Genomic DNA, 11,635 nt, shown 5'->3' on the forward strand with positions numbered 1-11,635 from the left:
GATCCCACTCTGCATTCGTTAAATCCCCACGGCCCATACCACCAGCCTGACGCCAACACCCCACCTACGTCAGGAGATCCGAGAAACAGTGCCTAAGACACGCTGCGCTCTTTCCAGCCGTCCCTGGGCCTCTTGCTGTCCTTGCGGGTCCACGTTCCAGTCGCAGGCGGCGCACCAGATAGTGAACCGGCTGTCCCCGCGGACTGCCGCCCCACATTCCGGGCACGGCTGCGCCGTCCCTTCCGCAGTAGTACGCATGAAGGCACTCCCCTCCCCCGCGGCCTCCCCAGGGCCGCCTGATCACGACGAGGAGATCTGATCACGCGACTGCGTCCGGGTAAAGCAACGCTCATCCTGAAATGGTCCGTCATCCGTAGAGGTCTCCAGATCCCAACGCGGCGGCCCATGTAGGGGAATAGCCACCTCTTCTAGACCGCCTCTTCATCAGTCGGCCCCACCGGCGAACCGCACACCCTGCGCGTCCTCGCAGAACCTGCGGCGCCACGCGGCACCAGGAACGCAAGGCTGCGCCCACCCCCCAGAGCCGCCCGACTCACGAAGCGGAGCCCGCCAAGTTAGCGAAAGGCCGTGGGCGGCTTTCTCCCGGCCTGTCAGTCGCGTGAAGGCCCAACCACTCCGGCGACCTGCGAACGGCCGCGGGCGGGCCCATTCTGCAGGCTGCTTTTCAGGCGACCTGGGCCGAATGCCGTATTGCAGATATTTGTGTCCTTTGTCATCGAAAGCCCGAGCACACGTGTTACCGAAGTTTGATCGTCCTGCCCGGCTGCGCCGTCGGCACGTCGTCGAGGCAGCGCCCGGAGCGGGCCGGGGCCTCGAAGTGGCGGCGTTCTCTCAGCCCCGGCACCACTCCAGCCACTCCGGCCTGTCAAAGTGGCCCAATGCTCCTGGGCCCTGAGAACACCCTGTTCGTTCGGGGGCTACCCTGCTCCTGTTACTAACTTTGTAGCGGTGGTGTCGTAGGGGCTGACGGTTCTTGATCGTCGCGGTGTGCCGGGTGCATGAGATATTCGCAGGGCGGTGGACTGACGGTTGAACGGAGGGAGTTCCGAGAACGGATCCGTCTGGAAGCGGCAGAGATGTTCGCCGCAGGGCAGACCAGTGCCGTGCGTGCGTTCGGTCCAGCGGTGGCGCAAGGCACACGACGCCGGCGGGCGGGATGCCCTGCGCTCGAACGCACCGCTTCCTTGCCCAAGGTGAGCGACGAGCTGTTCACGGTCCTGGAGCAGGAGCTCGGCAAGGGGGGCGGTCGCGTATGGCTGGCCGGACCAGGCCTGGGCCCTGTCGGGGATCAGGGCCCTGATCGGGCGGCGGTTCCACAGGAGTTTCACCTTGTCCGGAATCGCGCAGATGCTGCACCGGCACGGCTGGGGCCACCAGGTGCCCGCCCGGCGGGCACTCGAGCGTGACGACGAGGCCGTGGCGGGCTGGGTGAAGGAGACGTGGCCGCTGGTGGAAGCATCGCGGCGGCGCTCTGGGCCTTCCTCGTGTTCGAGGCCGAGGCCGGGTTCTCGATGACGCCGCCGGTCACCCGCACCTGGGCCCGGCGCGGGCGCACCCCGGTGATCCGGGTACGCGGCCGCTCCCAGCGCCGGTTCCCGGTCGCCGCTCTGGCCTGTTACAAGCCCGGTGAGCGCTCCCGGCTCATCTACCGGCCCAGACGCCACATCGACCACCAACGCGGCGGACGCCGCAGCTTCACCCGGACCGGCTACCGCGACCTGCTCATCGTGGCGCACAAGCAGCGAGGAAGTCCGCTTGTGCCCGTCTGGGACAACCTCAACGTGCACAAGGACGCCCGGTTACGGGACTTCACCGACAGCCACGACTGAATCACCGTCTTCCACGTGCCGCCCTGTGCACCCGACCTCAACCCCGCCGAAAGCAACTGGTCCCTCCCTCCTGCGGCGCTCCAGCCAGGCCAATACCGCCTTCATCGGCCCAGACCACCCGATAGGCACCCTGCGTCACGGCCTCCGCAAGATCCAGTACCGCAGCGACATCATCGACGGATGCCTTGCTGAGACCGGCCTCACCCTCACGACACCACCGCTACAAAGTCAGTAGCCGGTGCCCCAGTCCATGACTTTCTACCAGTTCTGGCCCCGCTTGACGGAGCGGTGCCCCGGTGTGAGGGATGGAGCATCGTTCCCAAACTCACTCTGTGAGCCGTGGACGGGACCGGCGATGTTGGGCTCATCGTCCTTGCCCTCGCGGCCCCGGTGATCGGCACGGCCGACCGGGGGCAGCGAGCCAGGCAATATGGGCGACTGGTGCGCGGACGCCGAACGAGCCGGTGGCCTGGTTGTCCTGTCACTCGACAAACTGCCCGAGGTACCCGATTGGGCGATTGGGCCCACATGCTCGGCTCCGGGGCCGCCCATGGCGGGTTCGTAGCCCGCCTGGGCTGACGCCCCACGCGCGAGCCACCCACTGGTCACTCAAACCTCGGCGACACGCACTCAGAGTTCGATGCAACGGGACGGGACAACATTATCCTTGCCGCCCGCGCAGCCGCCGCCGGACAGCTCAGGCCCTCCCCGAGACCACGCTCCTCCACACCGAGCCGCCGATACCGCCCCGCCTGCAACGCCGCTCCCGCGACTGCGGCCCACCAGCTGCCTCTCCCCGATCCCGAACAGAAGACGAAACCCAGGGCCCGCATCAGCGTGAAATCGCCCCGCTCCAGCCGGACCGAACCGAGTTCACTCACCTCCGGCAAGCCCCGCGCCCCCGACTCCAGCTGCGCCAGCCGCCGCAAGTACGCCGTGGTGTGCAGCGCCTGCAGCCCGATCGGCGAGCCGTACGGCACTCCGGGTCCTCGCCGAGCCAGCGCTGAGCGCACACCGTGACAGCCCCACAAGTCCGAGCCCGCCCCGGGCGTCCCACTGACCCCACCCGCCCGGCCGCCAGAGCCATCTCGGTCCTGGTGACCCGTCGAATATGAGGGCTGATTGCCTGCTAGCGTCTTCGACCAGTTCACCCGCCGCGTTACCGACGTCACCGCCCAGCTCACCTGCCTGGGCCCCGCTCACGCCGATGCCCCGGCTCCGCTGGTAGTAGGAGCCGGGGCATCGATGTTTGAGGATCAGTTACACGGATGCTGCTGCCGGTGTTGCGGTATCGCTGTGCTCAGTGCCCAACCGGTCCAGGAGTAGTTCCGCCACTGCGGCCAAAACGTCAGGCGAGAGCTGAGCGGCCAGTGCGTCTGCCACGTCTACCGGAGTGCCAGGCGGGATCACGATGGGCTGCGGCCGGGAGACTTCCGACGCTGTACGGGCCGCCTCATTGCTGTCGTGGGTGTTGGCCGATGGCAGCGGAACAGCCGATTGCTGCCCGCCTGCGGTGGTGTCCTGGGCTGCTGCCGTTTGTGCTGGCAGTGACGTTTGCGAGCGGGAGTCGGTTTCCTGATCTGCGGCTGGCTCAGACGGTGTCCCTTGCCCTGGCGTCTGGTTTACCGCGGTAAACCGGGGCGTCGGTGTGGCCTTCCGGGGGGCTCTCTTCGCCCGAGGGGCGTTCCGCGCCGCCAGACGCTGTTGCTGCTCGGTCTCCCAGGCAGCTTGCTGCTCGGAGGATGGCAGCCCAGCGATCTTCCGAGCAACACGTACCGGCATGTCGCCACAGGAGACCAACGCCTGGAGCTCATCAGTCAGCTTCAGGAGGCTGCGCTGCTGGCTCACCCAGCCCTTGGTCTTGTCGTAGTGCTCGGCGACCTTGTCTGCGCCTCCGAGCTCCACGACCATGGTCTCGATACCGATTGCCCGCTCGATTGGATCCAGGTCCTCGCGGTCGTTGTTCTCAGCAAGAACGGCATCGAGGAACTCCGCCCGGTTCTGGGCGACGTCCTCGTTGTGTACGACGTTGAGGGTCGTCTGACCGGAGGCTTGAGACGCGCGGTACCGGCGCTCGCCGTTGGCGATCACGAAGGACGCGGAGCCGAGGTGAGGTTCTTCGTCCGGCCACAGCTTGAGGTACGCGGCCCTGGAGACCACCACGGCGGGCTGCAGCTGGCGGTGCTTCAGCTTCAGCCCAAATTCTTTGAGCTCTTCCTCCGTGCCGAAGTGGCGTCGCGGGTTGAAGCGGGTCGGCACGAGTTTGTCGAGCGGAAGAGTCAGCAGCAACGGATCGCTCTGGCCCGGGACCGCATCGACCTTCTGGCCAGCGAGCGAGGCGAGGCTGGTGCGGCGTCCGGCCATCAGGCGCGCCCCCCATATCCCATTTCGAGGGCGAGGCGGAAGAAGTCCTCGCGAGCCTCCATGGCAACACGGTTCTTCGGGTACTGCGTCACCACGCGTCCCTCGACGGACGCACGCGTGTGGACCTTGTACCTGCGAATGACGGTCTGCGCGCGAGGCCAGCCCTGTGCGTCGATGTACTCCTGGGTGTCCACCAAGTCGGCTGTGCCATCCCGCGGATCCCAGTTGTTGACAACAACCTTGAAGGGGAGCCCAGTCGGCACGATGACCTTCTGGATCGTGCGGGCCGTGGGGTCGAAGGCGAGCCCCTCCGGAGGCATGGGCACGATGACATCGTGCGCGAACTTCAGAGCCTCCAGGAGAAGGTTCTCGTCCTGAAGGCTGCCGGGGGTGTCGATGAAGACGTGCTGCAAGCCCTTATTGCTGGTTTTGAGTACATCCGCGACGACGGCGCCCAGGTTGAGGGTCGTGGTGGTCTTCCCGACCCCGCCCTTCTGGTTGGCGACGACATGAACTCGCGCGCCGGCGTCCTTAAGGACCTGCAGGTTCTCCGGAGACTCGTGCTCCTGGGAGAAGTCGAACGGCAGGTCGGTGATGCGGTTCGCCCACCAGACAGTCGATGCCTGGGGGTCGATGGATACGACGTAAACACTTGCTGGCATGGATGCTCCGTTTGCTTCCCGATAGATCCGGTACTTCGGGCAGAGGGCATCATGCCAGAAGTCAAGCTTCCGCTTTGACCAGGACATTCGTGATTCGACTGATCGGAACCGATCTGGAGTCGTGGTGGTTTACCGCGGTAAACCACCACGAGTGACGAGTGCCAAGCCCGGGGAGCATAGCGACCTCGGATCGCCAGCGCTCAGCAACCCTCTCGGCTGCCGAGCCTGGCGGGGGGTACCGTCCGAGTACGGTCCCCGGCAAGCACGGAGCGTGCGATGGCATGAGCCCATGATCGGTGAGAATTTGGCTACCCGCCGCTGGGAAACCCTCTACCAACCCCACGCACACCGCCTGCGACTTGACCACAGCGTCGCCACCCACCCCGTCCCCTACCTCACCGGCCTCCTCGACAGCTGCTCCCGTTCACCCAGCACGTCTGGAGCCGGACCTGCCTCGTCCACGGCGCCCCCTCCCCGCCGAACACGCTGATCCATCTCGACGGCACCGCGATCCTCATCGACTGCGGAAACGCCGCCCTGCCCACCCGGCCACGACCTCGGCCGCGCCACCTTCCATGCTCACAGGCACACCCCCCCCCCCAGCGCCAACGCCCTCCTCGCCGGGTACACCGAACTCCAGCCGCTGCCCGACCAACTCTCCGCCTGATCCGCCGCCGACATCCACTTCGCCGCATGGAGCAGATCCCACCGCCGAACCCCTCTGGCGCGCCGCTCTGGAGCAGGCACGGTACTGGGCCAGCACCTCCACGCCTCAAACCCAAAGGACAGTTCTTCGCCGAGGTCCTTCCACGAGAGCTTCGATGCCCTGCACGACGAATACCAGCAACGCTACCCGCTCTTCCTCCCTTCCCCCGTCACGTGCTCGATGAGCTCGCGCATCTGCGCTCCGCTGGATGCGAGTCGGCGTGGGCACCAACGGCCTGCCCCGCACACAGACGGCCGTTGAAGCACAGACTGATGAAGTACCACGACGGCTAGGCCATCTCGGAGCATCCGGAAACCGGACCCGGATCTTCGCCCTGGCCGCCGAGCGCTGTGGAACCGACCTGATCACCGGCTGGTTCGGGCGGAGACTCCACCGAGGCCGACGCCATCGGCGGCCGACGCGCCGGGCCGCGAACCATCTGGACCCGACGGGGGCGCACTTGGCTCGCCTCCATGCCGCCACTTGACCGAACCGCCGACGACAGCACCCAGGTCCTCCAGTACCTACTCACTCCGATTTGGTGATCAGTAGAACCTCGCCGTTCAGATTGTCCCTGTCACCAACCTCGGCTCCTCAAGCCCGGATTCAGGCCAGCCGCCACCCACACCACCGACACCGGTGACAGCGAAAGCCGACCTTCCGTGTACGGTCGGCGCTTTCTGCTCCCCCGTAATCCTCTTCGCGGCCCTGAAAGAGGGCCGCTGGCCTCCGGGCCCGGCATGACTGTTCCACTCTGCCGAACGGATGACCTGGGGGGTGTCACCGTACCTGAGAGGCACCGTTGGAGACGCTGATGAGAGGTCCGACTACCGCCTGGCTGGCGCAATGCCCGGTCAGTCGGGGCCCAGGGCCTCGGTGAACGGAGCCGACATGACCTTCACGTCGTCTTTCTGCTGACCGCACTCCTTGCAGACCAGGAGCGGCGTGAGCTTTTCCAGCGCGCGGTAGATGCGCTCGCCGGTGCTGTCCTGGGCGTATGCCTGCGCCTCGTCCAGGAGCTCAACGGCGGACTCGCTGCCAGGCTGGCCGACTTCGGTGAGCGAAACGGTGATAGTGCCGATGGTGTCGGCGATGGCCGCCAGGACGCTGGCCTCGGGGTTGCTGTGGTCGTACAGGGCGCGGAGGGCGGCGAGGTGCCGGGGGGTGCATCTATGGGTTTCGTCAACCCGTAGGGGTGGGCTGTGGGTCGTAGAAGGTGCCGTCGCGGAGCATCGCGAAGAGCACGTCGGCCCGTCGTCTCGCGAGGCAGGGGAGGGCTTGGGTGTGGTGCTTGCCCTGCTTGATCTTCTTGTCGTAGTAGGCCCGGGAGACCGGGTCGGCCAGGGCGGCGAACGCGGAGAGGAAGAAGGCCCGTTTGAGCTGCTTGCTTCCTCTCCGGGAGGGTTGTTCGCCGCGGATCGAGGATCCCGAGCTGCGGGTTGCCGGGGCGAGGCCGGCGTAGGCGGCGAGGTGGGCGGCGCTGGGGAAGCTGCTGGCGTCGCCGAGTTCGATGAGGTTGCTGGCTCCGGTCCTGACGCCGATCCCCGGCATGGACGTCAGGACCTTGGAAAGAGGGTGTGCCTCCAGCAGTTTCTCGATCCTCGCGGCGAGGAGTTTGCGCTGGTCGAGCACGGCCTGGAGCGAGCCGGCGAGGCTCGGGACGATCAGTGCGGCCGCGTCCGTGCCGGGGACGGTCACTGTTTGCTCGTCCAGCGCGGTGAAGATGTCCTCGACCAGGCGCTCGGCCATGCGCGGGGCCTTCGGCCGGATCAGATTCACCAGCCGCCGGCGCCGGCCTTGCGGATCTGAGCCGGGGAACCGAACTGGTTCAGCAGCCTGAGCACTGCTGGGTGCTGCACTCGCGGCCCCAGCACCCGTTCCAGCGACGGGTGGATCTGCGTCAGCAGGCCGCGGAGCCGGTTACTGATGCGGGTGGCTTCGCCCGCCAGGTCGTCGTCGAAGCCCACGATCATCTCCAGCCCTGCGACCGCCTCCTCCGCAAGCTCGACGGCCCGGAGTGTGTGGGGCATCGAGCGGGCAGCGTCGGCGATGACGAACGCGTCGCAGGCGTCGGTCTTGGCTTCGCCGGGGTAGAGGTCGGCGATCCGCCGCATCGTCAGTCCCGGCAGATAGGCGACCTTGCAGCCCATGTCCCGGGCGACAGCCAGTGGCAGGGCACCGATGGAAGCGGGCTGGTCGACGACCAGCAGCACGGTGCCGTGCTTGGCCTGGAGCTTGCCGAAGACCTCGCGGAGCTTGGGCTCGGTGTTGGGCAGGCCGTGCCGGCCGTCGGGCGCGCTCCGGCCCGCGCGAAGGTCGCTGGCTCGGCCTCCGGGGTGCTGCACCTGCGCGCCCCCGCCGAATGGGCGGACGTGCCGGTCCTCGCTCCGCGTGAGCGCGATGAGCTGCTGGACCTCACCGTCCGCGCGGCCCGGGCGCTCGGCCTGGAGCAGATCGACATGGAATGGGCCGTCACCGACGAGGAGCCGGTGGTTCTGCAGGCCCGCCCGCTGACCCAGCCGATCCACGAGGCGGCGCATCCCAAGCCCCCGGCTGGCGGCTGGTCGGGCCTGGCGGCGGTTGCCGGCATCGCGACCGGTCCAGCCTTCCACCCTGCGCCCGGTATCCCGCCGGAGGGTGCCGTTGTGATCTGCGGTGCCCTCGGCCCCGAAGCCGCTACTGCTCTTCTGCGAGGGTCGGCCGGCGTGGTGTCGAGCACCGGCGCCGCTGTCGCATACCGCGATCATCGCGCGTGAACTCGGCATCCCGTGCGTTACCAACGTGCCCGAAGCGCGGGACCAGATCCCCGACGGCATGGTCATCGAGGTGGACGGGACGGCAGGCACGGTCCGCCCGGCTCCCGCCATCCCCTCCCCGCGTCAGGAGAGCGGGCCAGTGTCTTACAGCGACGCCGCCGTCCTCACCACCACCATCCCCCAGGCGGCCCTGCCCAGTGACGGGCGGGTCGCCACCCTCATCCTTCACGACCCGCGCTCCGCCGACCTCGGCGTCCTCATCCGCGCGGTCGCGGACGCATGCAAGGCCTCCGTACCCCTGGGCGTCCTGCTGCCCGACGGCATCCCTCCCTCGGCCGCACTGCCCTCGCAGCCCCTCGGATTCCGATTCCGCACCGCGAACGGCCTCGCTCTGCTATGGCCGCTGTGTGCCGGGGCGCTCCCGCGCCGGGGGGTCGCCCTCGACGCCGACCGCCGCGTCATCTTCGAACGCCCCCTCGACAGGAGCGCCTCATGACCCCTTCCTTCACCAACGGCTCGCAAAAGCCCGCCCACCAGAACCGCTATGCCGCTGTGATCTTCGACTTCGGCGGGGTGCTCACCATGCCGATGGACGAAACCGCCCGCCACTTCGCACGCGAAATCGGCCTACCGGACGACGCCTACCTCCACGCCGTCGCCCTGCACCCCACCGGACGCCGGCTCTACGCACAGCTGGAACGCGGCGACATCTCCCAAGAGAAGTGGAACGCCTCAATCGCCGCGCTGCTCGGCATCGACGGCACGAACCTCATGGGCCGGGCCCTGGCGACTCTGCGCCCGGAGGAGACCGTCATCGCCGCGGCCGCGGCGATCCGCGCCACAGAGATACGCACGGCGATCCTGTCCAACTCCATGGGCCTGAGCCCGCACAACCCCTACGAGCCGTGGGCCCTGGAGACCGCCCACGACGTCATCGTCTTCTCCGAGCAGCACCGGCTGCGCAAACCGGAGCCGGAGATCTACGAACTGATCCTGGCCCTGCTCGGGCTTCCGGGGCCCGAGTGCATCTTCGTCGACGACAACCCAGCCAACCTCGCACCCGCCCAGCAGCTTGGTATTACCACCATCCATGCAACCGACCCGGCCCTCACCGTCTCCCGGCTGCGACAGCTCATCCCCCACCGGCAGTAAATCGTCGCCCCCGTCACGGGCGTCGAGTCGACGCGCCACGGCCGTCCCGGCCATCCGGCGGAACTGGTCGACTACTGCGCGCGGTTCGCCTCCGCCCTTCCCGGCCGGCGCATCCTGGACCTGGCCACCGCCACCGGCGCGGTGACCATCGCCCTGGCCGAGCGCCCGACCGCAAACCTGATGGGTCCCTGGCCAAAGGAAAGGCGCGGTACCGCTGCGAAGCTGCGCGCTGGCAAGTCCGACCAGGGGGCGCTATGGACCATTGCGGGATCGCCGTCGCCGAAGTAGGCCACCCCCAGGCCGTGACCATCCGACGTCAAAACGGTTAGGCACCGGGCGCCTTCAACCGGGCGCCCCTTACCAAGGGGAGGAGAACGGAAGGTGGAAGACTCATCAGGCGGTAAACAGGCCCGGACACTGAACAGGCCACCGATGCCGGAACCGGTGGAGCCTCGGCAGAAGCGTGCGGAGCTGCGGTCGGCGTTCGAGGACACGTCGTTCTGGGCGCTGTGCCGGAAGATCCCGGCGCTGCTTGCGCAGATCGCGCGGATGGCGTGGGCGATCGATCGGCGGGATGTGCTGCTGAAAGAGTCATCCCGTGAGCCCGTGAGCCCACTTTGAAGTCACCACCCGCGACTACCGCACCTTCCAGCCGGGTCCCCCGCCGCATCCGTCTCCTCCTGCGGAGGCGGTGGAGCGGCAGACGGCTGCGATGCGCGTGCTGAGCCGGCGTGCGTTTGAGCCCGGCGTCGTCCCCGCTGATGGCCGAAGCCGACCGAGGCTGCCCGCGCGCAGCGACGCTGTCAGGCTGTGGCGACCGCGGTGGTGGCCCTGTGCCGGGTCCGCGCGGCGCGTGCTGGGACCCCAGACTGCCCGGGGCGCCCGGGAGCACCGTCGACGAGACCGTATGCGATGAGCTCGGCGTCGAACCCGAGGATCGTCCTGCGGTCATCGCTCAGGACATTGATTCTCGCGCTCCAGCCGATGTGCAGCACATCGGTGTTCGGAACCCCCAGCCGTCTTCCTGGACCTCCATCGTCTGACAACGGTTTGTGCATCCTGATGGAAGCGCTCTGGTCGTACAACCAGCGTCCGGTTCGGCCTGCCGGTCTGAGAGCGAAAACGGCGGGCGTGCTGTGAACTGGAGTTTCATCGTTTTCACAAACTCTCAATCTATCTTGCGATCCACCATGCGCTAATGCATGCACTCGGGCATGCACAGAGTCGATCTTTAAGATGTTCACTTCAACGTCCTTCACCTCAGTCGGTATCTCCTACTCAAGTGCGGTTGTTAACGCTAATACCAATGCTTTCGCCAATGCGTGTCATCACACGCTCTTTCACCCACTCCTGCGTTCGTGCGCTCTCTCCCTCTAGCCCTCCCCTCTTCGGTTCATCTCTCACCCGCATTCTCGTTAATGCGCGCTTCCACTCTCTCTCTATAGCTCTCATCTGTCCTTTCTTTATGACACTTACTCACCTAGTCATACACCCCCTCGATCCCAGGCTCTTCCACTCCTTCGCCGTCTCCTACTGGCTATGGCTCCTTCGCTCGCTCAGATGATTCACCGCACGCTATGGCCCTCAGTCGTGCGGGCTACCGGTTAGGCTGTCGCGCGGACTGACACCCGCTTCTCCATCCACGCCTACCTTTGACGGAGCAATCTGACGTTGCCTCTCACGGTCAGGCACTCGTAGAGGCATTCATCGGAACAGTCAGTGTCTCCGTCTGTATTGCGGATCTTCATGCGACCTGCCGTCACGTCATGCGTACAGGCATGCACCCTTGCATTGATGCTTACGCTTCATCGATCGCCGCTTCACTCGGTCTCTCACCGCTGCGGACATCCGCGCCTTCACGCGGACGTACCGTCGTTCTCTCGGTCCAGCGCTCTGGCCTCTAGACGCTCAGGCAGGTGGCACAGCATCCGCTCTAACACCCCCTCGGTCCCCGCTTCATGCTGTTGGACGGATGGACAGCCAACCGCTTGCACGGGCCACCTGTCTTGCTGCATCACCGACGGTCGGCTGGGCGATCCTCGGCGCCATGATGCTTACGCTTCATCGATCGCCGCTTCACTCGGTCTCTCACCGCTGCGGACATCCGCGCCTTCACGCGGACGTACCGTCGTTCTCTCGGTCCAG

General features: G+C 66.9%; 8 protein-coding genes and 1 pseudogene. 6 read left to right on the forward strand and 3 right to left on the reverse strand.

All coding sequences use genetic code 11. The features are described 5' to 3' along the window. Window positions 1–1,320: 1,320 nt before the first annotated feature. Both ACZ53N_RS33415 and ACZ53N_RS33420 read left to right on the forward strand, forming a co-directional pair. Complete coding sequence (locus ACZ53N_RS33415; RefSeq protein ID WP_469144571.1) at window positions 1,321–1,536, forward strand: helix-turn-helix domain-containing protein; 216 nt, start codon at window positions 1,321–1,323, stop codon at window positions 1,534–1,536. Then, window positions 1,461–1,850 carry a transposase gene (locus ACZ53N_RS33420; protein ID WP_469144557.1) on the forward strand — a complete coding sequence of 130 codons (390 nt, stop codon included), beginning with the start codon at window positions 1,461–1,463 and terminating at the stop codon, window positions 1,848–1,850. Before ACZ53N_RS33415 ends, ACZ53N_RS33420 begins: the two co-directional genes overlap by 76 nt. A gap of 1,260 nt (window positions 1,851–3,110) precedes the next feature. On the opposite strand, the gene ACZ53N_RS33425 is transcribed toward ACZ53N_RS33420, so the two are convergent. The 3 genes and pseudogenes from ACZ53N_RS33425 to ACZ53N_RS33435 all read right to left on the reverse strand — a co-directional run bounded on the left by ACZ53N_RS33425 (window position 3,111) and on the right by ACZ53N_RS33435 (window position 7,927). Beyond that, window positions 3,111–4,214, reverse strand: coding sequence for a ParB/RepB/Spo0J family partition protein (locus ACZ53N_RS33425; RefSeq protein ID WP_469144558.1), 1,104 nt, complete (start codon window positions 4,212–4,214; stop codon window positions 3,111–3,113). Further along, complete coding sequence (locus ACZ53N_RS33430; RefSeq protein ID WP_469144559.1) at window positions 4,214–4,876, reverse strand: ParA family protein; 663 nt, start codon at window positions 4,874–4,876, stop codon at window positions 4,214–4,216. Before ACZ53N_RS33430 ends, ACZ53N_RS33425 begins: the two co-directional genes overlap by 1 nt. Before the next feature lie 1,888 nt (window positions 4,877–6,764). Then, window positions 6,765–7,927: pseudogene (locus ACZ53N_RS33435) on the reverse strand (IS110 family RNA-guided transposase). Between ACZ53N_RS33435 and ACZ53N_RS33440 the strand changes: the two are divergent. The 4 genes from ACZ53N_RS33440 (at window position 7,919) to ACZ53N_RS33455 (ending at window position 10,111) form a co-directional block, all read left to right on the forward strand. Continuing rightward, complete coding sequence (locus ACZ53N_RS33440; RefSeq protein ID WP_469144560.1) at window positions 7,919–8,338, forward strand: hypothetical protein; 420 nt, start codon at window positions 7,919–7,921, stop codon at window positions 8,336–8,338. The pseudogene ACZ53N_RS33435 and the gene ACZ53N_RS33440 sit on opposite strands and share 9 nt — an antisense overlap. Before the next feature lie 25 nt (window positions 8,339–8,363). Next, complete coding sequence (locus ACZ53N_RS33445) at window positions 8,364–8,834, forward strand: hypothetical protein (RefSeq protein ID WP_469144561.1); 471 nt, start codon at window positions 8,364–8,366, stop codon at window positions 8,832–8,834. Further along, window positions 8,831–9,490, forward strand: coding sequence for an HAD-IA family hydrolase (locus tag ACZ53N_RS33450; RefSeq protein WP_469144562.1), 660 nt, complete (start codon window positions 8,831–8,833; stop codon window positions 9,488–9,490). Before ACZ53N_RS33445 ends, ACZ53N_RS33450 begins: the two co-directional genes overlap by 4 nt. Window positions 9,491–9,871: 381 nt before the next feature. Beyond that, window positions 9,872–10,111 (forward strand): hypothetical protein, encoded by a 240-nt coding sequence (locus tag ACZ53N_RS33455; protein ID WP_469144563.1) that lies wholly within the window; start codon window positions 9,872–9,874, stop codon window positions 10,109–10,111. The last annotated feature ends 1,524 nt before the right edge of the window (window positions 10,112–11,635 follow it).

This window comes from Streptomyces sp. NPDC033229 (assembly GCF_055576875.1).